Genomic DNA, 22,607 nt, shown 5'->3' on the forward strand with positions numbered 1-22,607 from the left:
CAATCCGACCACTCATGAGCTATATACGTTATGATAGAAATAACCAAAAAATTCTAAATGGAACGAGGGGATCGCGGATGAATACTAAAAATGATGAATTATATGAATTTATCTTGCAAAACACGGATGATCTGACCAACACTTGGTTTAAATCTAAAAAAGCTTCAATCGGCAGTATCTATTCAGAAAGTGTACCAATTACCATTGAAGAGAAGCTTCGTGCACAAAACAAAAAATTCATCATGTCGATCGCACAAATATTTAAACATCGTGATGATGAAAAAAAGTATGAAGCGATTAAACAATGGGCCAATGAGGTGGCCAGGGATCGAGTCTTAACGAATACTCCTCTAAGTGAAATAATCCATCAATTCAAGTTGTTCAGACAAATTTACTGGAATAAAATCGATGGATTCACTCAAACGGATCCTTCAGGTATATCTCCAGCCCAACTGTTAGAATGGTCGAATCAATTCAATTTTGCTTTTGATAGCGTGATTGAGGAATTTGTCATAACCTATACAGATTTTCATCAAGCCACTGTTGCAGCACAAAAAGAAGTGATCATGGAACTGAGCTCACCTGTCATCAAATTGACTCATTCCACCGCTGTCCTGCCTTTGATCGGCAATATCGATACTCATAGAGCAAAATCATTGATAGAATCAAGTCTGGAGCAATGCCAGAAGAAAGGCATTGAGTGCCTGGTGATCGATATTTCCGGTGTGGCGATTGTTGATACAATGGTAGCAAACCAAATATTCCTGCTTGTTTCTGCTTTAGATTTAATCGGGGTGAAAAGCATCATTACCGGAATGAGACCGGAAGTCGCACAGACAGCTACCCAGCTGGGACTCGATTTTTCAAAGATTGCTATTTACTCTAATCTGGAGAGAGCGATTGAAGATATTAAGGGGATTTTTGAAAGTTCATTATAATAATCTAATAAAATTGCAACCAAAAATTTCTCTACTTTCTGCGAATCGAAATGACTGTTCTTCTTCAAAAATTGAAGCAAGAGAACAGTCATTTTTTTATTTTCCGTTTGTGACTTTTGGTTATGGTAAAATTAGGATTAAGGTGTCAGCGGTAACTTCATTTATTTACAGGGGGTTCATTGATGAAGAGAAACCATCAGTTCTTGAAAATACTAACGATCGTTCTGATAATGGTATTGGTGCCGCATAGCGCTGCAGGTAAAGAATCTGTGATAGCATCACAAAAAGCTGGAGGATATCAATACACTGTTATTAAAGAAGAGAATACTTATACATGGAAAATTGCACATCGGGGCAAACAAACAGTAATGGAAGAAAATAAGGAGAATGGAGAGCAACTGGAACAATATAGACTTTCCGTCGAGGATATCAATTCAGATATAGTTGAATTACTGATTTCTGCCGGGTATTTTTTTATTGTCATTATCTCAGTACTCATTGTTTTAAAGAAAAATAAACAAATACTTAAAAACAGCCATCTCATTATCATTGCCTCTTTTGCTGGAATCGCTCTCTATAACAGCATGATAACTTTTATCGATTTGAACAATGCCTTAAAAGATGCAAATTATTATTATACGCTGCTTACTCAATAGAATCATTTTAAGGAAAAAATAATGGAATCAATTGGGTGCCGGACTTGCTATAACTATATTGAGAGTAATCATGATTCTTGCACTCTATGAAAAAAGTATTATTTGAGGGGTGACTGATAATGCGTCAGGAAATCGCAGTAGAAAAAGTGGCTGCCAGTTTAAAAGGGGACCCGAGGGTACGCAGTATTTTCTTAAAGGGATCTATGGGAAGGAAAGAACATGATCAGTATTCTGATATCGATTTGTATTGCCTGGTAGATGAAAGAGAAGAGAAAGAGTTCCTCGAGAGACGCATTGATCATATCAAAGCTTATAAGGACCTGCTCTTTTATGATGATATTTTCATCATCGCCCCCCAGATCATTGCCATTTATGACGACTGGCTGCACATCGATCTGTTCACCGTTACGGAGAAGACGATACAAGAAAAGGATTTCTTTACCGTACTCTACGATCCTGACAACCTGATGAAAAAATATGAAACTGTCCAGCACCTGACGATCACCAAAGGTCATTTCAAGGACAGCGTGCTCGACGCAGCCTGGTTCCTGTTTCAATATAAAAAAGCAGCGGAGAGAGGTAATCATACATGGGCGCCCGAAATGCTCCGTCATACCATGAGGAACGTGACGACCATCCTCTTGTCACGATACGCGAGGGAGAGGGCACTCCTTGGCTTGAAGACCATACATAGGGATTTGCCGCAAAACATACAAGACCGGGTAGTTGGAATTTATGAACAAATGACTCCTTCCCGACACGCCGCAGCTGCTCATGAGATAGCGAGTCTGTTGAAAGGTGAATACCATTGGATTCAGGAAGAGCTTAAAGATGGAGAACAGGAGACAGGTTCCTTCATGAAGTTAATGGTGGAAACGGTTTTGAAAGATTAAGATTTTACCAAATAAGGGGCAGTTCAGCAGGAACTGCCCCTTCCATGTTAGTCACGTGTTGTAGGGTCACTGATACTGCCATAAGCAGGCGGAATCTCATCATATAAATTGGCATCGACATCATTTATAGAGCCGTCCGCAATCGAATTCAACATATCATAGACCGGCACCTTGACTGTTTCCTTCAGCATGCCATTCTGCTTTTGACCGAGTGTCTGTGTTTGGCCTTTCACTTCAATGAGCATGGTGGCTGTACCGTTTAATTGAATCGCACCTAAACCGGAACCAGGATAATTCACTTGAGGGTACTGCTGGATTGCCCCGAATGATGAGAATCCTCTTTGCAGGGACTGATAGCCGACTACGGTCATTTGCTTACTGAGCTTTTCTACTTCTGTATCGACTTCATAGGTTTTTCCTGTAAAAGGATCTATATATGGTGTTGTGGTGAACAGACCCAGGACCGAGATGGAAACAGAGCGGCTGTCTTCTTCAGAAAGGACATTGAAGCCTCGGTGATGGACATCGATTGCAAAGTCTGGATTGAATTCCTTGACTACGTTTGTGACCGCTCTAGCTTCAGGAGAGACACCAAACCCGGTGGAGTTGATATTGTTTGTCTTCTCATCATTCAGCACTTCAGCAAGCTTTTCCTTGTCGGCCTCATTGATGTCAAAATCAAAGTTAGGGTTAAAATCGCGGTTTAGGTCATATCCAGGAATACCGTAATTGATTCTTCCGTCGTTAGCTTGTCCTCTTTCGATACCAGGATTATAATACCAAGGATTTTTCGTATCGGCCGGCATACCCAAAGCTTCAGGGTCCCATGTCTGGTGGTTGTAACGGACCGGATTCCAGTTTCCTTCATATTCCGTCATGGTACCGTCCGGGTTTACACGAGGCATAATCCAGACAGAGACCTCATCGAGCATTTCATTGATGGCCTTATCCCCTGAATTGAACTTCTGCATGATTTCCATGGCCGCTTCTGTACCGAGCACTTCATTTCCGTGAATCTGCGTATAAATCAGCACGCGTTTCTTATCCGGATCATGATCACCATATTTAGCTACATATAAAGGAAAACCATTGTTGGAATACCCGGCAATGTCCAGCTGCATCTTTCCTTGAGAAGAATGTTCGAGCTTCAAGAGCTTGTCCTCCAGTTCTTGATTCGTCATCAGACTGGACAATGAAACATTTTGTTCTCTTTCCACATACGGACCATTTGGATTCGATTGGGGATTTGCATATGTACTTTGAGAAGCCAGTAATGCTAACCCCAATGCGGTAGATACAATAACCCTTTTCTTGTTCATAAACTTCCTCCTATACGATTATTTAGCATCACGAAATAAAATGCCTGCTTCAATAATAAGAAAGCGCTTACGGGAAATTTGTAGAAATTTGTGGAATTGCTGTCAAATGAAACATAGTGCTTACTGAAAGTTTTTTCTTTTAGGTAGAAATTACTTTTCCTATGAAGGGATGAAAAGGATGAAAGTCCTAAAAATGGAGAGGTGAAGAATTTGAAGATAGGTGCTGGCTGAGAGGGGATTGAGCCAGCACCTATTTTATGGTTTAGCAACACCAGGATAATCACAATACTCGATGATCGTCCCTTCTGTATCAGCCGGGTTCAAATAAATCAATCGCCGGCCATGTTTGTTTATGCGGAGACTGTCCTCTAATACACGAATTCCCTGATCCTGGAGCTCTGACAAAGCAGCATCAAGGTCCTCGACACGATACGCAATATGGTGGACACCTTTTCCTTTCTGCTTAATGAAACGCGCAATCGGTGACGTCACATTATTCGTCGGTGCAAGCAATTCGGTCCTGTGCCCGTCCACTTCCATGACGGCGATTTCGCTCTCCACGCCTTTTGCATCGCTTCTGTAACGATCGAGCAGGGTGGCTCCGAGAATATTTTCGTAAAATTGAATAGTGTCTTCCAGGTTTCTAACAGCAATACCAATGTGGTCTAAAGTCTTTTTCATCATCATTCTCCTCGTCTGATTTCCTACCCTTAATCTTAACATACTCTCTTTTGAGTCGAATAAAGCGGGCATGAAGAACGCCGGGTGGAAAAACATGTTTATTTGAAAATAATTAAAAATTGAAACCTAGTCCATCTATCTATCGTATATCTATTATCTAATTTCAATATACTGGAAGGTGGTCGATCAATCAGTGAAAAAGCAAGCCCTTACCATTATGACAATCCTTCTGTTCACCCTTTCTGCCTGCGCAGAAGATGAAAATAATACTGAAAAGATACATATAGAGGAACTGCCTGCGCAGAAAACAATGGAATTCTCATATGGTAATCAGAACTTTCAAATCATCCCGTTTTATGAAGAGACTTTGGATTACATCGAAGTGGTAGAGGGAAACACTCTGCTGAATACACTCGGAACATTTAATTATACGGTGAAATCTCCGCTTCTTGAAAAAATGTCGGAGAAGAAAATGATTTTGAAGAGGGAGATTCCGCCAAACATCACGATCACTCATGACATCCAAAATCTGAAAGATCAGACTGCAGAATTGATTCAACATCAGGATGCAACGAATGAGTTGATCAAAGAGTCATTGGTGAAGTCGGCAGATCTACTTGAAGGCGGGGACAAAACCATCTATGTCATGCCGGTCAATCCGGATATGCCGACAGAGGACATGGGAGGCTTAGCAGCATGGACACTCGATGACAATGTCATTCTATTAGCACTGTCCTCCTCTTATAATGAGGAAATGCTCGCCTATACGATGGCGCACGAGTATCACCATGCCGTCACGATGGAAGGGGATACCGCTTACGATTCCTTATTGGACTTTGTGGTCTTTGAAGGGAAAGGTGATGCATTTGCAAAAACGTTGTATCCAGAAACGGAAGTAGCATGGACGAAGCAGCTTTCTGATGAAGAAATGGAAGTGGCATTCGCACAGTTAAAAGAAAGTGGGAACACTACTGATTTTGAGATATATGAAGGGTGGTTAGATGGAAATCCCGAGATGAACATCCCCAGGTGGGCGAATTACAGGATGGGTGATCTCATTATGCAGGATTATTTAAAAAATCATGGGGATGTAACGCTGGAGGAGTGGGCGGAACTTGACGCAGAGGACATTCTACAGGGTGGTGTGTATAAAGGGTTTCTAGGAGATTCATAGCACAGAATATATGAAAAAAGGAGACTACAACATGATTGCCAGCATGTATATACGGAGAGAAAGACGTGCCTATATCGTATCCGCGGCCCTTTTATTGGCTGCTGGAGGGTTTATCGCCTTTACGACGCCTGAGTCGGCAGAGCAGTGGCTGGAGTGTCTCGCCCTGTTATTACCGGCCTTGATGATGCTTGGAATTGCCCTCGCCAGCCGCAGCAAATACAACAAGGTGAAGGGTGCAGATATTCCGGAAGCATTTGCAGACATCGTGGATTTGAATCATATTGTGATTAAAAGGGATGCCGGCTGGATGCCAAGGCTGCTTGTGTTTCAAAAGACGGGCAGTTTCATCGGCGTTTTTCACATAAGAAAAATTCCCTGGTGGGCATACCCGTTCATAATCTATCAACCTTCTTTATTAACATTTTTTCCGTTTGAACTTTATTTCACCTCATGCAAGGGAGAAGTCTTGGTTTCATGCAGGAGAAAGGGGTTCAAGCAAAGTATGTTGGAAATATCCGGTCCTGAGGGTCAGCGGGTCGGCTCGTACATACAGGAAGAGTTCAAAAGCATGGTCAACATCACGGGGGTTTTAAAAGATTTACGGGGCGAAACCCTCCTGGACGTTAAAAGCTCAGGCTTTACAGGGGAATTCACCCTTCACGATTCAAAAGGCCGACTGTGGGCAAGATTCCGCTACGGCAGGTTCCCTCACACATACACCAACATCTTTCGGGACGTCTATAATGATATGGTAGAAATATCAGACCAGCTTCCGGAGAATCAGAAGATCCTTTTATTGGGCATGGTGGGGTATCTATTTATAAACCGGACCAGCCGGGATTAGTGTTATGAGGGCGACATGTTAAAAGGGGAACGTGTATATGTATAGAAAAATAGAAATAGAGCTTAGGAAAATGGCAGGTGCCCGCCCCTCACGGTTTGTTGCTTGAACACCGTGTGGGAGGGCACCTGTATTTTTAAGCAATTAAACTAAATTTCTTGGTATGTTGATTACTAGGATTGTGAAAACTATCACTTATCTAGCGCTTTGCTAGCAAATGCTAATGGTTCATTAGCAATCGCCACCGCCACCGCCGCCTCTTCTTCTTCCGAAACAGCAATGCCAAATCTTTTTGAAGAGACAGATGCCGAATAGCAGAATTGCTAAGAACCCTACTACTCCAACGAAAATTGCCACAAAATCAGCAAGGCCGCCGACAAGTCCTACTAAAGCAAATGCATCTGTAATTACTCCTAAAGCCGCAAGCAGGAACCAAATTAATCCTGTCAGCACCCCAAGGAAAATATCAAAAACGCTGCATGAACATTTTCTGTGGTTAGAAACCATAAAGCTTCACCTCCTGTAAAAGAAATGCTTGTTCATCAATATATTATGCGGAGGCTTGTCAGCTTGTTTATAGAATACGAAAAAGAGGCTAAAGCCACGGGGACAGGTCCCTTTCGCACAAAACGATTTTATTCACGCTATAAGGGGAAAGGGAAGTTAAGTTAAATATTGGTGTTCTCTGCCATATAATCGTGTAAACTTAAGTTAAAGGGAGTTAATTGAATTTTTAAATAATAGGAGGAGAACATATGAATTTAGGAGCATTTTCAGTAAGTCTAAATGTAAAGGACATTCATAAATCCAAGGAATTTTACGAAAATCTGGGATTTAAAACGCTAGGGGGAGACATTTCACAGAACTGGCTTATTTTGAAGAATGAAAGTCATATTATTGGTTTGTTTCAGGGGATGTTTGAAAAGAACATTCTTACATTTAATCCCGGCTGGAATCAAGATGCCGAAAACCTTGATTCTTTTACAGATGTCAGGGACCTACAGAAAGAACTTAAGGCTAAAGGGATCAACATATTGTCTGAAGCAGACGAAACGGGTGAAGGCCCAGCAAGCTTGATGATAGAGGATCCGGACGGCAATCCGATTTTGATTGATCAGCATAGATAAAAATCATACTCATCCAATGGTTGCATGTAGATAATAAATTGGCTGAAGCTATCAATAAAGGGGAATTTTAATGAATCTGCAATTACATAAAACTGCTCTAAAAGATAATGACCTAAAAATAGTATTGACCCAAATAAAATCCGGAGAAAAAAACTGGTTGGAAGTGGATAGACTTTCAATTGTTCAAGCGATGTTCGCCCATATAGGTTCAACTGATCCAGAACTGAGGGATCAGCTCATTTACACCTCTTTTTATCGGATGATCATTGAGGATAATCTGATTGAACCAGAGAATTTAAAAAAATTGTTGTTTAAAAGTATAAATGAGCTTTTACATAAGGGAATTGGTGAAAGCGGAACGGATTCTGTATTTACGAGAACATTCACGACACTATTGATCGCCCTTATTTTGTACAGGGATAATGAGGAAAGTTTTTTGACACAAGAGGATATTGATCAAGTAAAGCATGAGTTGATCCATTATATTAATGAGGAGATAGATCTAAGGGGATATGTACCCTATAAGGGCTGGGCCCACAGTATTGCGCATGTTGCCGACACCTTCGACGAGCTTGTGAAAAGTCCGAAGATAAGTCAAGAATTGTACTCGGAGATCCTCCATCCATTATGGAAGAAAATGTTAGTTTCAGAAAGCACCTATATCCATCAAGAAGACGAGAGGATGGTCACACCGATCATTGAAATGCTGGATAGGGGCCTCAGTGAGCAGGAAGTAATAACCCAAGTCCAAGCCCTTCCAGCTGAATTAAAAGCCCAAAAGGAACACCTTGATGAAGAGAAGTATTGGTTTCTGGTATTTAACAGCAAGGCGTTTTTGAAGAGTTTTTATATGAAATTAAATGAGTACTCGAAATTCAGTTCACTCCAGGAGAGTATTCAACAATGCCTTCGCGAAATATAGAATGTCTTACAGTTTAATACAAATGAGTGTTAGAGGCTTATTTCATTTGAGATAAGCCTCTATATTTTGTAATAGATAAGGTTCTCACTGGTGAGGTCTTATGCACCTTTAGAATTTTACCTCTTGGGAAGTGTACACATTGAATACAGCCGTGCTGCAAATTAATCAGAAAAAATAAATTGTAAATGGATAATCATGCTAATTCGATGCATACTACCCTTTGAGTAAACATACAGAGTCTCGCTAAAAGAGTGATAAAGCGAAAATTCTTGCATCGTTTACAAAAAGAACTCAGGAGGTATTTGACATTGAAAAAAATGGCATTGATTTTCGTTGTGTTCATGATGTTTGTGTCTCTATCAAATGGAGTGTTGGCTGTAGGGGGTCAATCTCCAGCAGCTGACAAGGATATCATCGACACTGCTGTAGAAGCCGGGCAATTCAAGACACTGGCTGCCGCTTTGGAAAAAGCAGGTCTGGTTGAGACATTGAAAGGGGAGGGGCCATATACGGTGTTCGCTCCCACGGATGCCGCGTTTGACAAGCTTCTGAAAAAGTTGGGAATCACAGCGGAAGAATTATTGGCAAGAGATGATTTAAAGGAAATCCTGCTTTACCACGTATTATCAGGTAAGGTTCTCTCTACGGATCTAAAAGACGGGATGAAGGCGGAAACTCTTGCGAAGAAGACTGTGGATATTTCACTTGATCCTGTACGCGTAAATAATGCGAATGTTGTAAAAGCGGATATCGAGGCATCCAATGGTGTCATTCATGTCATTGATGAAGTATTGGTACCATAATAAGTAAGGGTGATTTAAGACTGGATTCTACGTTGAATTCAGTCTTTTTTACTTTGAGTATTATTGGGAATTTATTCGGAAAATTGAAATAATTGGTATATAATAAAAAGGTCAATAATATGTCATTTTGTGAAAAAGGAGGAACTTACATGTACAAAAGAGTCATTAATCAAAAAACAATAAAAAGTTTGAATGAAATCAAATTGGTGGGTTTCAGGGTTCTGTGTGAAGGAGAAGAGTATTTAGAAGAAATACCGAAAGCAGCGCGGTTGCTAAAGGAGCGGTCATATGAAATAAAGAATGCCGTTCACCCGGTCCGGCAGGTGGGGGCATTTGTTGTGGAGGAAATGTCTAAAGAAGAAGATGGATATTGGATCGGTGTCCAGGTAGAAGAGTATCAGGATATCCCAGAAGGTATGGTGACGTTGACCGTCCCTCAGCAAACATACGCTGCGATCATGCATCATGGACCCGGTGACCAGATCAGAAGCAGTTATGAAGAACTGCATCGATGGATATCAGAACAAAGGAAGGAACGGTTGAATCACGGATGGAATTTAGAAATGTATCAGGAGGATAATGATCCAGAGAATCCCGATGATGTCAGGGTGGAGTTGTTGGATTCGATTTTATGAGCAAAGGATAAGAGGGGAAAAGTGATGTACAGGTTTGAAAAAATGACGCAGCAGGAAGCAGAGGACATAGCCTATAACTGGCATTATGATGGAGAATATTCTTTTTATGATATGGAAGCAGATAAAGAAGACCTTGCCGGATTTTTGGATCCAGAGTCTCGGGGTGACACGATGTTCACCGTTCGTAAAGGCAAGGAAGTAGTGGGCTTTTTCAGTGTAAACAACACAGAGCAGGACTCGATTTTTGATATCGGACTTGGTATGAGGCCTGATTTGACGGGGAGCGGTTTGGGATTGGAATTTCTGAGGGCCGGTATGGACTTTGTGATCACCCGTTTTGCACCTGAGAAAATCACTTTATCTGTTGCAGCATTCAATCAACGGGCGATCAATGTCTACAAAAAGATGGGTTTTAAAGAATTGGATAGGTTCATGCAGGACACAAATGGAGGTACATATGAATTTATTCGGATGGAGAATTATCCTGTGGCGACAACCGTCAACAGGCCATTGATTGACTAAAGAGTATAGGAATTCCCGTCGACACGTCATAAAAACAATAACTTTGCTTTCTTTGAACCGGTATGAAAGCAGTGAAAATGTAATATGCAGTAAAACAAAGGAGAAAATCAATGAATCTAGGCAATTCAATCGCTGAAGGCAATACTGCAAAAATCTACCTTCATGAAAACAAGGCAGTGAAAATACTCGATGACAGATTGCCTGATGGGGAAGCTGTTTTTGAAGCAAAAAAGCAAAAGTTTGCCCACTCTTGCGGACTTCCGGTACCAGGCATACTGAACGTTACAAAAATAGATGGCAAACAGGCGATCATCATGGAATATGTTAAAGGCAGAACGTTAGGGGAACTTGCACTGGCCGACATGGAAAAAGCAGAATATGGGTCTCTCTGTAGATATTCAGATGAGAATCCATTCAATGAGCGCTGCATCCCTTGAACCCATGACTGAAAAATTGACCCGGCAGATTGAATCTGTAAAGGGATTGGATAAAAAACACAAGAGCGCATTGCTCGAAAAATTAGATTCCATGAAATTCGAGAATCGGCTTTGCCATGGGGATTTTCACCTCCATAACTTGATCATGTCAGATGATAAAGTGGCCATTATCGACTGGATCGATGCAAGCAGCGGGGATATTCGTGCAGACGTCTATCGTACCTGCCTGCTCTATTCACAGGTGTCATCGGATCTTGCCGAAATGTACCTGAGGCTCTATTGTCAGAGAAGCGGTCTTTCCAAAGAAGAAATAATCGCGTGGTCCCCTATCATAGCAGGCGCGAGGTTATCTGAAAATGTTTCATCCGAAAATAACGAGCGGTTACTAAACATTGTGAATCAATACTTCCATTAATCTGAAGGCCCGTCCCCGATCACGTTAACGCGTTAACGTGATCGGGGACGGGCCTTTGAAATTGGTGTTGACCACACTGGTCAAAAGGTGTATTATGGAATTGACCCAACTGGTCAATAGCTTGTTCACTCAAAGGAGGGATCCTTTTATTTTGTTCGGATCATTGAATATAGATACTGAAAAGGAAGACAGGATCATCAATGCATCGACAAAGGTGTTTGCTGAGAATGGGTACAAACGGGCATCGACGAATGCCATCGTGAAGGAAGCCGGAATATCAAAGGGAATCCTATTTCATTATTTTAAAAGCAAGAAAGAGTTATATCTTTCATTGTATGAATATCTATCGGATATATTTGCAGAAAAGATCTATGAAAAATTGGACCTGCAAGAACGGGATATATTCGAGATCATCCGTAAGGTGTCTCTTATAAAGTTTGAAATGTTTTCGACGTACCCCGATTTGATCAACTTTCTGAATAGTGCATTTCATGAAGAGGCGCCGGAAGTGAAAGACGGAATCGAAAAAATAAAGGCATCACTGACGGACAGCAGCTTCACGAAATTGTTCAGCAATGTGGATGCGACTAAGTTCCGTGAGGGCATCGATGTTGGAAAAGCGATCCAGATCATTTATTGGACGTTTGAAGGTTTTGCGAGTCAACAGCAAGTGAAGGCCAGGACGATGTCGGTGGCTGAAATCGATAAAGAAGAAATCCTGGCTGACATGAACGCATATACAGAACTGCTTAAGAAGTCATTTTACAAATGAAAAGGGAGGCGGCAGCATATGAATGTGATTGAAATCAATGGATTGACCAAAACATATGGGTCTTCAAGAGGAATAAATAATATCAGCTTCAACGTGGAAGAAGGAGAAATCTTTGGATTTATCGGCCCGAATGGAGCAGGAAAGTCCACGACTATCCGCACGCTTCTCTCTCTTATCCAACCGACAGGCGGGAGCGCGAAGATCTTCGGGAAAGACTGTGCAGAGCATGCTCCCGAGATAGCAAAGGATTTGGGCTATCTGCCGTCTGAGGTGTTTTACTATGACAATATGAAGGTGTTGGATTTACTTAAATACTCTGCAAGTTTTTACAAAAAGGACTGCAGCGGCAGAATCAAGGAACTTGCAGAAAAACTTGATCTTGACCTGACCAAGAAAATCGATGACCTCTCTCTCGGGAACAAAAAGAAGGTAGGGATCATTCAGGGGCTCCTGCACGAACCAAAGTTGATCATTCTGGATGAACCGACCTCCGGGCTCGACCCGCTTATGCAGCAGACATTTTTTGATCTGCTGAAGGAAGAAAACCGAAAAGGGGCAACGATTTTATTTTCTTCTCACATCCTGAGTGAGGTTCAGCGCATGTGCGACCGGGTCGCGATCATCAAAGAAGGAGAAATCGTCCAGGTTGAAAAGATAAGTACACTCAAGGAAAACAATCATAAAAAAATTAAAGTGGAAGTGAAAAATGATGTCGCGGCTGACCACTTTGATATGCCGGGCGTGAATAACCTTGAAGTGCGTGATCATCATATCAGCTTCTTATTCCGGGGAGACATCAATGAAGTCATGAAGAAAATCGCTGATATCGACATTGCCAATCTGTGGATTGAAGAACCTGATTTGGAAGAAATCTTTATGCATTATTACGAAAAGGAGGCTTGATCCTCCATGAATATGTATCTGTATGAATTGAAGGCATACCGCAAGAATACGCTCATGTGGACATTTGCCCTTATCGGACTAGCTCTCTTGTTCATGTCGATGTTCCCTCCGATAGCAAAGGAAATCGACGAATTCAAGAAAGCACTCGAAGGGTTTCCTGAAGGCGTGCGAAAGGCTTTGGGGCTTCAAGTTGAGACCATAGGATCCGTCAATGGATACTACTCCTATACCTTTTTGTATATTGCATTATGCGGGGCCATCCAGGCCATGACCCTTGGGATATCCATCAGCTCGAAGGAAATCCGTGAGAAGACAGCAGACTTTCTCTTTACAAAACCAGTGACGAGATCAAAGGTCCTTGTCTCCAAATTAATGGCTGCCTTGACGAGTATTCTTTTTACCAACGTCGTGTATGTGGCAGCTGCCGTCATCATCGCCAAAGCGGTGGCGGAGGATGAATTCAGCTTGACTGCTTTTCTATTAATTTCCTTGAGCCTCTTGATTATCAGTTTAATCATGTTCGCACTGGGTACGCTGCTGGCGGTACTTTTTCCAAAAATTAAATCCGTCGTCAGTGTCTCGATTGGTGTGGTGTTTGGATTCTTTGTTCTTGGAATGGTGGCAGGGCTGGAAGAAGCAGGTCGTTATTTCTCGCCGTTCAAGTATATAGATTACGCGTACGTGATGAATGAGGAGGCTTATGAATGGCCGTATTTGATGGTGGGAGCTGCTATCATCATCGTTTCCTTCACTGTCAGCTTCATCGTGTATAAGAAAAAAGACATTCATACGGTATAGAAGGAGGGATTGTTCGTGAATATGTATCTAAGAGAATTGAAGGCACATCGCAAATCATTGATCATCTGGTGCATCGGGATGGCGGCGCTGATCGGTGCAGGGATGAGTGAGTACGGTGCTTTTACGTCTTCGGGTCAGTCAATGAATGAATTAATGGAGAGTATGCCAAAAGCGATGCAATCCTTCATGGGGGGAGGCGGCTTGGATTTATCAACCGCAGTTGGATACTACGGCCTTCTATTTCTGTATATTATCCTGATGGCAACGATTCATGCGGCGATGCTTGGGGCCGTTATCCTGTCGAAAGAAGAACGGGATAAGACGGTTGAATTCTTATTTGTGAAACCGGTGACAAGGGGGAAGGTAATATCGGTGAAGATGCTGGCCGCATTGACGAATGCACTGATCCTGACCCTGGTTACATGGGGTGTTTCGATTGCAATCGTCGGACACTATGCCGAAGATAGTGATGTAACCGGCGAAATCGGAAGCCTCATGGCCGGAATGGTGATCCTCCAAGTATTATTTATCGTCATTGGAACTGCAGTGGCTGCATTGACCAAACGGCCCGGAAAAGCATCCGTCTTGGCAACCAGCATCCTGCTCATCACCTTCATATTATCCTTCGCGATCGACCTGAGCGAGAAGATAGAAGGGTTGAAATACTTGACTCCGTTTAAATACTTCGATGCAAAGAACGTGCTTGCTGACGGATTGAACCCCTTGTTTGTGGGAATATCCTTTGGGTTGATCCTTGTGCTGGGTGCGGCTACTTTTGGGGCTTACAGAAAGAGGGATTTAAAGGTGTAGCGTTAAGGAGGACAGAATTCTGTTCTTGATTATTAATAAGACTAATAGGTCAAAACTGAAAGGCCCGTCCCAGAGTGCGTTAACGCGTTACTGTACTCAGGGATGGGCCTTGAATTATGAATGGACTGCTGTTTGGACAAGGTGCCTGTGCCCGTGTCCCACTTCGCACTTCGCTTGCGGTAAAGGGGCATCACCCCGTAAATATTCTCCAGTCAGTATCTCTATTCGTGCCATTAAACCTGAATAAATTACATGGGGGCATGGGCGGAACCTCTAGTTTAGAATGATTATCAGAAGATCATATATTATGATTTAGGATCGTATTTTTAGTTTCAGGATCGTAAATTTCGATATAGGATCATAAATTCGGATTGGGGATCATAAATCCCGAAACAGGATCATAAATTATCGTGCATCCATTTTTAAGCAAGGGGAGAGCTCTTTTTATACGGGATTACCAGCTTATAAATCTGCATCCGGCTGGAAATCCGTCAATCCTGTAAGAAAAAGATTTGTTTTAACGATGAAGTAGCAGCGATTCCGGCAGGATCCGGCCCGGTTTCAAGTTCCCGGCAAAAATATACACATATTCTAGGGATTCCTCTCTCGTATGTGGCCTTCCATACAGTTTCACTGCTTCCCAAATACGTAAATTATCGCCCCTATCTCCAGACCCTCAAACCCATCCCCATCTCCCAAACTCTCCACCTCTTGTTTAACCCATCTACTTTTCGTGAAAACAGGATATGTAGATAAGAACAGTAAACTGAAATCTAACACATAAACAGGAGGAATCATACATGACTACAACTAAAACAGCAATCATTACAGGAGCAAGCAGCGGAATCGGACAGGCGACTGCGAAGGAGCTGGCGTCGAAGGGGATCACGGTGATGCTTGCAGCGAGACGGGAAGAGCGCTTGAAAGAGCTTCAGCAGGAGATTCAAGAGAGCGGAGGCAAGGCCTTTTATCAGGTGACGGATGTGACGAATGCTGATGAGATGGAAGACCTTGCGAAGAAGACGAATGAGGAGTGCGGTAGCATCGATATCCTTGTCAACAACGCGGGACTCATGCCGCTTTCGTTCATGAATAAGCGGAAGATCAAGGAATGGGATCAGATGGTGGACGTGAACATCAAGGGCGTCCTGTACGGGATCGCGGCCGTGCTTCCGTATATGGAAGAGCAGAAGTCGGGACATATTATCAATATTTCTTCCGTCGCCGGTCATAAAGTCATGCCGGGAAGTTCGGTGTACAGCGGAACGAAGTATGCGGTCCGGGCAATCACCGAGGGGCTGCGTCAGGAAATGAATGCGTCCCATAACATCCGGACGACGATCATCAGTCCTGGAGCGGTGGCCACAGAACTGACGGAAACCATAACGGATGAGGATGTATTGGAGGCCTTCAAGCAGCAGGAAATGAAGCCTTTGGATAGTGAAAACATTGCCAAGTCCATATCATATGCGGTCGAGCAGCCGGAGCATGTCGATGTGAACGAAATCATTGTGCGCCCGACGCAGCAGGGAATGTAGGAGGGACAAGGATATGAAGACGGATTTTACAAAACTATTCATCAATGGTGAGTGGACAGACGGGAACAGCGGCAGTACCATCACAAACCGCAATCCATATGACCAATCAGAACTCGGCACAATCAAGGCAGCAAGCAAGGAGGACCTGGACCACGCCTATCAATCTGCACAGAAGGCGCAGCAGGAATGGGCTAATGAGCTCCCGCAGGTGAAGCGCGAGGTGATGGAAAAAGCGGTTCGCATCGTTGAAGATAATCAGGAGATGATCATCGACTGGCTCATCAAGGAATCCGGCAGTACGTACATGAAAGCGGCCGGCGAGGTGAAGGTGTCGATCCTCAGCATGAAGGAAGCGGCCACCTATCCATACCGGATGGAAGGGAAGATCCTGCCGTCGCAGGTGCCGGGAAAAGAAAACCGTGTATACCGGGAGCCGCTCGGAGTCGTAGGCATCATCAGCCCGTGGAATTTCCCGTTTCATCTCGCGGTGCGATCGATCGCGACGGCCCTTGCCACGGGTAACGGTGTCGTAGTCAAGCCGGCGACCCATACACCGGTGACGGGCGGATTGTTGTTCGCGAGCATTTTTGAAGAAGCAGGCCTTCCAAAAGGGTTGTTGAACGTCGTCGTCGGACGCGGCTCCGAAATCGGGGACGACATTGTCACACACCCGATCCCGCGCCTCATTTCGTTCACTGGATCAACCGAGGTCGGACGCCGGATCGGTGAGCTGGCCGGTAGAAATCTAAAGAAAACGGCACTCGAACTCGGCGGCAATAATGTCTTCATCGTGCTCGATGATGCCGATATCGACCAAGCAGTCGAGTCGGCGCTGTTCGGCAAGTTCTATCATCAGGGTCAAATCTGCTTGTCGATCAACCGGATCATGGTGCACAAAGACATCCACGACAAATTCGTTGAAGCGTTCGTATCGCGGGTGAAGGAACTCAACACGGGCAACCCGGCTGAGAAAGCAACACACATCGGACCGCTGATCGATGAAGACCAGGCTGAACGCATCCTGAAAGACATCGACGCCAGCAAGGAGCAGGGCGCTGAAGTCATCTTAGGCGGTGACGCTAAAGGCAATCAGCTTTCCCCAACCGTGATGACGGGTGTAACCAACGGAATGCCGATTGCGAAAAATGAAATCTTCGGACCTGTCGCCGCCATGATTCGCTTCGAAGACGATGAAGAAGCGGTACGACTGGCCAATGAACATCCGTACGGGCTGAGCGGAGCGGTTCATTCTTCTTCGATTGAAAGAGGGACAAGCATCGCCCACCGAGTCCAGACCGGCATGATCCATGTGAATGATGAGCCGGTAAACGATGAACCGCATATGCCGTTCGGCGGTGAGAAGGATTCCGGACTAGGCCGGTTCAATGGTGAGTGGGCACTGGAGGAATTCACCACCGTCAAATGGATCGGCGTCCAGCATAAGCAAAGGGATTATGGTCCGTTTATCGAGAAGAAATAAATAGAAGAGGGCTGATCTCGCGGCAGTGGTTTTGCCGGGAATCAGCCCTTTTTATGTTTGGTTTTAATTAAAATAGACAGATTGGTCTTTTACAGGTGAAGATTGTGGTGGATACGATGGAGATGGGATAGAGAAAGTCAGGCCGGCGGTCGTTTTACGTGCTGTTTATCAAATTTACGGGACACTTTTTAAAATACGAGCCGCTTTCCAAAACTACAGGCCAGATTTCAAAAATACGAGCCGCTTTTTCATTTTATGAGCCACTTAGAATGATTCTAAATTTGGGTCATGCGGCGAGCGAGGGGAGCGGCGGTTCCGATTTTCTTTCTTAACCTTCTTCTCGACACGAATTTCTTCTAGTTGGCAAATCCGACCGAATCTAAAACGATCCTGTCCTTTTTCGGATCGGGAGTCATATATTATATGAATCTTGAAATAGCGGCGCTTGTCGTTTTTTACATCACGTATCTTCCAATGGGGATGCTGGTGAAACGGGAGAGAAAAAAGGGTGAAGCTGAAGGACTTAGTTAGTTCCAGCCTTTATCATTCCGCAATTTTCAGTGACTTACGAGCTTACAATCTTAAAAATACAAAAGACCCGTCCTCACGATTGGCGGGTCTTTTCAATTTTATCATATTTTCCCTGTCCCACCTGCATAATAACCCCATAGACCCATACACAGCCGATCAGCACGACTTACGAATCATTGACGGGTTCTTCGCTTCTGTTATAGTTTAGACTTGCTGAAAGTCGGAATGGAATAACGAAAGGGGGTGTGCCGATGAGAAGTGTCCGCAGCCGGTTGTTCGGGATGCTGATCCTGTTCATTATCCTGCCGTATTTTCTGTCGGTGTTCATCATATATAGCAACACAAAGACCAGTGTCGAGGAGCATGAAATCGAGACGAGCCGGGAAGAACTGCAGGAGAGCGGGGCGGTGCTGGAACGGTATTTCGAGGACATGATATCCCTTCCCTATGCCCTTTATAACGACCCCGATGTTTTGAGGGTATTCGAACAGGGACTGCAGGGGGATCAGGAGAATTCCTTTGAGAGAAGCATGAAGATTTTCTCCGTCACCCGTCCTGACATCCGTCAGCTTCGCTTTTATTTCAACCGGGATAAAGAGGCGATGACGGTATATCGCTCGAAGTTCAGTGCCCCGAAAGTGCAGGAGGATATCCTTCTGGATCCCCTTTTTAAAAAGTTGTCTGAGTCAGAGCAGAATTATCTCATCGAAGCCCCCCATGTGATCGAGAATACTGGAAACGCGGCGATCATCCCGGAATCGGATAAGACGAAGGTGCTTACCATACATCACAAGGTGAAAAATATCCTGACGGGTAAGTTCCTTGGATTCCTGTCCATGGATATCGAGCTGAATTCCTACGGGTCGATCATCCAGCATCTGTCCGATACGGGGGATGCACGGGTAGCGCTCCTTGATGATAATGGTACAATCATCTATTCCAGCCGAAAAGGAGAGACATTCAAAGGTGAAGCGTCACCAGATGAACTCATTCTGAAAGAGGAACTTGAAGGGGAACTGGAAGGCTGGAAGCTCGTGAAGATCATTCCGAAAGATGCCCTGTTCAAGGATGTAAATGAAGCTGCGTATTCGAATATACTATTGGGGATCGGTGTAGTGGTCCTCGGGATTATCATGGTCATCGTCATTTCCCATATCATCACCAAACCCATCATCCACCTTAGTGAAAAGGTAAGGTCCATCGAAGGAGGGAATTTGGATATCGATTTCACCACCTCCCGGAAGGATGAGCTGGGACATTTAGAGGAACATATGGATGATATGATGCATCGGATCAATCAGCATATCGATCGTGAGTATAAATTGGAGATCGAGAGCCGGAAGAATCAGTTCCGAGCCTTGAAGTCCCAGGTTAATCCGCATTTTCTTTTCAATGCCCTCCAAACGATCGGCGCTGTAGCACTCAGGTCCAATGCGAAGGATGTGTACAGGCTTATCACCTCCCTGTCGAAGATGATGAGGTATTCCCTTTATGCGGATCAGTGGGTCACGGTCAAGGATGAGCTCAACTATATCGAGTCGTACCTCTCCCTTCAGAAGGAACGCTTTGGGGAAGGGGTTCGGGCGGATATCATAGTGGAAGAGGACGTGCTTCCCGCATCCATTCCGAGCATGGTCCTCCAGCCTCTTGTGGAGAATTATTTCAAGCATAGCTATGAAGAAGGATATGAGAATTCTTCCTTGGCAATCCACGGGAAACGAGAGGGGAATTCCATTACCTTCATTGTACAAAATACCGGTGTGCACATGACCGAAGAAGAGCTGAAACGAGTTCAGTCATCCCTTCACAAGAAAGGTCGTGCAAATTCAGGGATTGGTCTAAAGAATATATATGAACGCCTGCAGTTGAATTTCAATGATGAAACATCTTTTGACATAGACCGAATGGATGGGAAGGGCTTCAGGGTCACCATGACGCTTCCATTCCTGGAAGATCGCTAGAGAGGGGGAAAACGAATGAAAGCACTGATAGTCGATGATGAACGGAATGTCCGCAATGTCCTCCGCCAGCTCGGGGAATGGGAGAGGCTTGGCATCACGGAGATCTTTGAGGCGGCGAATGGAGTCGAAGCACTCGGGATCATCAAGAAAGAGGCGCCCGACATCATCTTCACAGATATCAAAATGCCGAAGATGACGGGGATGGAGCTCATTGAAGAAATCAATCAGCTGTCCTTCAAGGGGAAGATCATCCTCGTCACCGGGTATGACGATTATACCTTCATGCGGAAGGCGATCCAGTTGAACAGCTTCGATTATCTTCTTAAGCCCATTGAGGAGGAGGCATTCCAGGCTGTTCTGGAAAAAGTGGTGAAGGCTGTGAAGCAGGAAGCGGCAGAGGGAATCGAGAAGGGAGAGATCCTGGAAGAAGCGATGAGGCTGCGCGGGAACCAGATCATGACCGCCATCTGTTCAGGAGAGACGGTCTCGGAGGACACCCTCGTATCCCTTCTACCCGATGAAAGGGAAATGGACATGACGCTTGTTTCCTTCTATGGGAAACAGCGCCCTGAAATACATATAGAAGCCTTGGATAAAGAGCTTCGAATCCGGAAAATCGGCAGGGCATTCACCTTTCTTGACGGGGACAGCCTTTGCATCGTGATCACTGCGAAGGATCAGTGGCTCTATGTGGAAGAGTGGATGAGTGAAAACATGACCGTTCCCGTCCGCCTCGTACAGGACAAGCTCGATTCCCCGGGAAGCACCCGGGACGTGTACGAAGGATTATCCCGTGAGCTTGAACAGAATCAGTACCGGACGATCCGCCGTCCCGATGAAATGGAGGCGGCAAGGCGCATCCAGGAGCTCGTCTCCTATGTAGAGACCTATTATATGGAGGATATTTCCCTTGAAAAGCTGTCGAAAATGTTTTTCCTCACCAGGGAACATATCTCAAGGACATTCAAGAAAGAAACGGGCATGACCCTGTCGAAGTTCGTGACCAAGATCCGGATCGAGCAGGCGAAGTCGTGGCTTATGGAGACGGAGGAGTCGATCTATTCGATATCCACCATGCTCGGCTATCAGGATGAGAAATATTTCTCGAAGCTTTTTAAAAAAGTGACCGGACTGACGCCGTTTGAATACCGGTCAAGTGGGGGATCAGAATGAAAAAGAAACTACTCAAAGCCTTCATCATCGGCTTCATCTCTGTCACACTCACAGCTTGCGGCGAGACCAAAGAAGAGATAAAGGAATCGGAACCTGAAGAAGAAAAGGTCACCCTCACAATCCGCAATCCCAAGGTGGAAATCGCCAGCGAGTTCGAACAGATGGTATCCACTTATGAGGAAGAAAACCCGGGAGTCGCCATCAAGGTGGAAACAGTTGGGGGAGCGGCGGATGACTATTCCGATATAACTGCGAAGCTTGCAGCGGGTGAAGGACCGGATATCTTCACCAACCTCGGACGGGCAGCTGCGAAAGAATGGAGACGGTTTTTAGAAGATTTGTCAGATGAACCGTGGGTCAACAGGACATCAGAGAATGTGCTCAGCGGGATCACCTTGGACAATAAGGTATACGGGATGCCGATGAATATAGAAGGCTTTGGTATCGTATACAACCGGGATCTCTTTCAAAAGGCGGGCATCACTTCCCTGCCATCCACCTACCCGGAGCTTGAAGAAGCAGCTTCTAAGCTCGACCGGAAGGGGATCATGCCCTTTGCCAACGGCTATTACGAGGATTGGAAGCTTGGCCACCATATGGCGAGTGTCGCCTTTGTTCAAGCAGACAAGGGATTTACTCAAGGATTGGATAACGGTTCAACGAGCTTCCGGGACAATCCGTCATTCCAGGATCTATTCTCCCTCATCGATCTAACGGTCCGTTACGGAAATGAACGCCCCGCGAGAACCGATTATTATACGGAGCTCGAACTGTTCACAGAGGGGAAGGCCGCCATGATCCTGCAGGGGAACTGGATCCAGCCCCTGCTTGAAGGAAAGGATATTCCTGTCGGCATGTTCCCAGTGCCTCTCAATGATCGTAAAGAAGGCAGGGTCCTTGCAGGCGTCCCGGGCTATTGGGTCATTAATTCCCAATCTTCCCCTGAGGAAAAACGTGAAGCGAAGAAGTTCCTTAACTGGATGGTGTCATCAGAGAAAGGACAGGGATACATGACGGAGAAGTTCCACTTCATCCCGGCCTTCAAGGACATCCCAGTTAAGGATATCGGCCCGCTCGGTGAGGAAACCCTGCAGCTGATCAAGGAGACGGACACCTTCAATTGGTCCTCATTTTCCCCTTGTATTAAAAAGGAGATGGGAGAGATCATGCAGGATTATATCAATGAAGCAAGCTCGAGACAGGTTGCATTAGAGCAGTTCGATAAGGCTTGGAAGGAAGGGGCATGCCTGTCATCCTCTTCTTAATAAAAGAGAACCG

Annotated in this window: 22 protein-coding genes and 1 pseudogene; 20 read left to right on the top strand and 3 right to left on the bottom strand. The window is 44.6% G+C overall.

Annotated elements, in window-relative coordinates:
• Positions 1–77: 77 nt before the first annotated feature.
• The 3 genes from HWX64_RS21165 (at position 78) to HWX64_RS21175 (ending at position 2,487) form a co-directional block, all read left to right on the top strand.
• Positions 78–938, top strand: a complete 861-nt coding sequence (locus HWX64_RS21165) for an STAS domain-containing protein (RefSeq protein ID WP_175991458.1) — start codon at positions 78–80, stop codon at positions 936–938.
• Between the two features lie 182 nt (positions 939–1,120).
• Positions 1,121–1,594 carry a hypothetical protein gene (locus HWX64_RS21170; RefSeq protein WP_175991459.1) on the top strand — a complete coding sequence of 158 codons (474 nt, stop codon included), beginning with the start codon at positions 1,121–1,123 and terminating at the stop codon, positions 1,592–1,594.
• 119 nt (positions 1,595–1,713) lie between these two features.
• On the top strand, positions 1,714–2,487 hold the full coding sequence (locus HWX64_RS21175) for a nucleotidyltransferase domain-containing protein (protein WP_175991460.1): 774 nt from the start codon (positions 1,714–1,716) through the stop codon (positions 2,485–2,487).
• 47 nt (positions 2,488–2,534) lie between these two features.
• On the opposite strand, the gene HWX64_RS21180 is transcribed toward HWX64_RS21175, so the two are convergent.
• On the bottom strand, positions 2,535–3,806 hold the full coding sequence (locus HWX64_RS21180) for a M14 family zinc carboxypeptidase (protein ID WP_175991461.1): 1,272 nt from the start codon (positions 3,804–3,806) through the stop codon (positions 2,535–2,537).
• A 255-nt stretch (positions 3,807–4,061) separates the two neighbouring features.
• A complete protein-coding gene (locus HWX64_RS21185; RefSeq protein WP_175991462.1) occupies positions 4,062–4,487 on the bottom strand; it encodes a VOC family protein in 426 nt (141 codons plus the stop codon).
• Positions 4,488–4,680: 193 nt separating this feature from the next.
• Here HWX64_RS21185 and HWX64_RS21190 point away from each other — a divergent pair, with 193 nt between their 5' ends.
• Both HWX64_RS21190 and HWX64_RS21195 read left to right on the top strand, forming a co-directional pair.
• Positions 4,681–5,661, top strand: a complete 981-nt coding sequence (locus tag HWX64_RS21190) for a DUF2268 domain-containing protein (protein WP_175991463.1) — start codon at positions 4,681–4,683, stop codon at positions 5,659–5,661.
• 31 nt (positions 5,662–5,692) lie between these two features.
• Positions 5,693–6,505: a hypothetical protein gene (locus HWX64_RS21195; protein ID WP_175991464.1), complete on the top strand. Its 813-nt coding sequence runs from the start codon at positions 5,693–5,695 to the stop codon at positions 6,503–6,505.
• A gap of 228 nt (positions 6,506–6,733) precedes the next feature.
• On the opposite strand, the gene HWX64_RS21200 is transcribed toward HWX64_RS21195, so the two are convergent.
• The gene (locus tag HWX64_RS21200; RefSeq protein ID WP_175991465.1) at positions 6,734–7,009 is read right to left on the bottom strand and encodes an ABC transporter; all 276 of its coding nucleotides are present in this window, start codon (positions 7,007–7,009) and stop codon (positions 6,734–6,736) included.
• A 248-nt stretch (positions 7,010–7,257) separates the two neighbouring features.
• Between HWX64_RS21200 and HWX64_RS21205 the strand changes: the two genes are divergently transcribed.
• The 15 genes and pseudogenes from HWX64_RS21205 (at position 7,258) to HWX64_RS21280 (ending at position 22,594) form a co-directional block, all read left to right on the top strand.
• On the top strand, positions 7,258–7,629 hold the full coding sequence (locus HWX64_RS21205) for a VOC family protein (protein WP_175991466.1): 372 nt from the start codon (positions 7,258–7,260) through the stop codon (positions 7,627–7,629).
• Positions 7,630–7,699: 70 nt separating this feature from the next.
• Positions 7,700–8,551, top strand: a complete 852-nt coding sequence (locus HWX64_RS21210; protein ID WP_175991467.1) for a DUF2785 domain-containing protein — start codon at positions 7,700–7,702, stop codon at positions 8,549–8,551.
• A gap of 317 nt (positions 8,552–8,868) precedes the next feature.
• Positions 8,869–9,354: a fasciclin domain-containing protein gene (locus HWX64_RS21215; protein WP_175991645.1), complete on the top strand. Its 486-nt coding sequence runs from the start codon at positions 8,869–8,871 to the stop codon at positions 9,352–9,354.
• 149 nt (positions 9,355–9,503) lie between these two features.
• Positions 9,504–9,989: a GyrI-like domain-containing protein gene (locus HWX64_RS21220; RefSeq protein WP_175991468.1), complete on the top strand. Its 486-nt coding sequence runs from the start codon at positions 9,504–9,506 to the stop codon at positions 9,987–9,989.
• A 21-nt stretch (positions 9,990–10,010) separates the two neighbouring features.
• Positions 10,011–10,511, top strand: a complete 501-nt coding sequence (locus HWX64_RS21225; RefSeq protein WP_175991469.1) for a GNAT family N-acetyltransferase — start codon at positions 10,011–10,013, stop codon at positions 10,509–10,511.
• Positions 10,512–10,621: 110 nt separating this feature from the next.
• Positions 10,622–11,363: pseudogene (locus HWX64_RS21230) on the top strand (phosphotransferase family protein).
• Between the two features lie 151 nt (positions 11,364–11,514).
• Positions 11,515–12,135 (top strand): TetR/AcrR family transcriptional regulator, encoded by a 621-nt coding sequence (locus HWX64_RS21235; RefSeq protein WP_254871234.1) that lies wholly within the window; start codon positions 11,515–11,517, stop codon positions 12,133–12,135.
• Positions 12,136–12,153: 18 nt separating this feature from the next.
• Entirely contained in the window at positions 12,154–13,038 is an 885-nt protein-coding gene (locus tag HWX64_RS21240) for an ABC transporter ATP-binding protein (RefSeq protein ID WP_175991471.1), read from the top strand.
• Between the two features lie 6 nt (positions 13,039–13,044).
• The gene (locus HWX64_RS21245; protein WP_175991472.1) at positions 13,045–13,836 is read left to right on the top strand and encodes an ABC transporter permease subunit; all 792 of its coding nucleotides are present in this window, start codon (positions 13,045–13,047) and stop codon (positions 13,834–13,836) included.
• A 21-nt stretch (positions 13,837–13,857) separates the two neighbouring features.
• Positions 13,858–14,646 (top strand): ABC transporter permease subunit, encoded by a 789-nt coding sequence (locus HWX64_RS21250; RefSeq protein ID WP_254871257.1) that lies wholly within the window; start codon positions 13,858–13,860, stop codon positions 14,644–14,646.
• Between the two features lie 800 nt (positions 14,647–15,446).
• Positions 15,447–16,184 carry an SDR family oxidoreductase gene (locus tag HWX64_RS21255; RefSeq protein ID WP_175991474.1) on the top strand — a complete coding sequence of 246 codons (738 nt, stop codon included), beginning with the start codon at positions 15,447–15,449 and terminating at the stop codon, positions 16,182–16,184.
• Positions 16,185–16,197: 13 nt separating this feature from the next.
• A complete protein-coding gene (locus HWX64_RS21260) occupies positions 16,198–17,664 on the top strand; it encodes an aldehyde dehydrogenase family protein (protein WP_175991475.1) in 1,467 nt (488 codons plus the stop codon).
• Positions 17,665–18,446: 782 nt separating this feature from the next.
• Positions 18,447–20,156, top strand: coding sequence for a sensor histidine kinase (locus HWX64_RS21270; protein ID WP_175991476.1), 1,710 nt, complete (start codon positions 18,447–18,449; stop codon positions 20,154–20,156).
• Positions 20,157–20,171: 15 nt separating this feature from the next.
• Complete coding sequence (locus tag HWX64_RS21275; protein ID WP_175991477.1) at positions 20,172–21,329, top strand: response regulator; 1,158 nt, start codon at positions 20,172–20,174, stop codon at positions 21,327–21,329.
• Positions 21,326–22,594 (top strand): ABC transporter substrate-binding protein, encoded by a 1,269-nt coding sequence (locus tag HWX64_RS21280; RefSeq protein ID WP_175991478.1) that lies wholly within the window; start codon positions 21,326–21,328, stop codon positions 22,592–22,594. The genes HWX64_RS21275 and HWX64_RS21280 overlap by 4 nt, the downstream gene beginning before the upstream one ends.
• Positions 22,595–22,607: the final 13 nt, after the last annotated feature.

This window comes from Bacillus sp. Marseille-Q1617, from assembly GCF_903645295.1.
Taxonomy (GTDB): domain Bacteria; phylum Bacillota; class Bacilli; order Bacillales; family Bacillaceae_B; genus Rossellomorea.

Excerpts from the sequence above, each read along its gene's own strand:
- HWX64_RS21165 (WP_175991458.1), top strand. The coding sequence starts at position 78 with ATGAATACTAAAAATGATGAATTATATGAATTTATCTTGCAAAACACG.
- HWX64_RS21170 (WP_175991459.1), top strand. The coding sequence starts at position 1,121 with ATGAAGAGAAACCATCAGTTCTTGAAAATACTAACGATCGTTCTGATA.
- HWX64_RS21175 (WP_175991460.1), top strand. The coding sequence starts at position 1,714 with ATGCGTCAGGAAATCGCAGTAGAAAAAGTGGCTGCCAGTTTAAAAGGG.
- HWX64_RS21180 (WP_175991461.1), bottom strand. The coding sequence starts at position 3,806 with ATGAACAAGAAAAGGGTTATTGTATCTACCGCATTGGGGTTAGCATTA.
- HWX64_RS21185 (WP_175991462.1), bottom strand. The coding sequence starts at position 4,487 with ATGAAAAAGACTTTAGACCACATTGGTATTGCTGTTAGAAACCTGGAA.
- HWX64_RS21195 (WP_175991464.1), top strand. The coding sequence starts at position 5,693 with ATGATTGCCAGCATGTATATACGGAGAGAAAGACGTGCCTATATCGTA.
- HWX64_RS21200 (WP_175991465.1), bottom strand. The coding sequence starts at position 7,009 with ATGGTTTCTAACCACAGAAAATGTTCATGCAGCGTTTTTGATATTTTC.
- HWX64_RS21205 (WP_175991466.1), top strand. The coding sequence starts at position 7,258 with ATGAATTTAGGAGCATTTTCAGTAAGTCTAAATGTAAAGGACATTCAT.
- HWX64_RS21210 (WP_175991467.1), top strand. The coding sequence starts at position 7,700 with ATGAATCTGCAATTACATAAAACTGCTCTAAAAGATAATGACCTAAAA.
- HWX64_RS21215 (WP_175991645.1), top strand. The coding sequence starts at position 8,869 with ATGGCATTGATTTTCGTTGTGTTCATGATGTTTGTGTCTCTATCAAAT.
- HWX64_RS21220 (WP_175991468.1), top strand. The coding sequence starts at position 9,504 with ATGTACAAAAGAGTCATTAATCAAAAAACAATAAAAAGTTTGAATGAA.
- HWX64_RS21240 (WP_175991471.1), top strand. The coding sequence starts at position 12,154 with ATGAATGTGATTGAAATCAATGGATTGACCAAAACATATGGGTCTTCA.
- HWX64_RS21245 (WP_175991472.1), top strand. The coding sequence starts at position 13,045 with ATGAATATGTATCTGTATGAATTGAAGGCATACCGCAAGAATACGCTC.
- HWX64_RS21250 (WP_254871257.1), top strand. The coding sequence starts at position 13,858 with ATGTATCTAAGAGAATTGAAGGCACATCGCAAATCATTGATCATCTGG.
- HWX64_RS21255 (WP_175991474.1), top strand. The coding sequence starts at position 15,447 with ATGACTACAACTAAAACAGCAATCATTACAGGAGCAAGCAGCGGAATC.
- HWX64_RS21260 (WP_175991475.1), top strand. The coding sequence starts at position 16,198 with ATGAAGACGGATTTTACAAAACTATTCATCAATGGTGAGTGGACAGAC.
- HWX64_RS21270 (WP_175991476.1), top strand. The coding sequence starts at position 18,447 with ATGAGAAGTGTCCGCAGCCGGTTGTTCGGGATGCTGATCCTGTTCATT.
- HWX64_RS21275 (WP_175991477.1), top strand. The coding sequence starts at position 20,172 with ATGAAAGCACTGATAGTCGATGATGAACGGAATGTCCGCAATGTCCTC.
- HWX64_RS21280 (WP_175991478.1), top strand. The coding sequence starts at position 21,326 with ATGAAAAAGAAACTACTCAAAGCCTTCATCATCGGCTTCATCTCTGTC.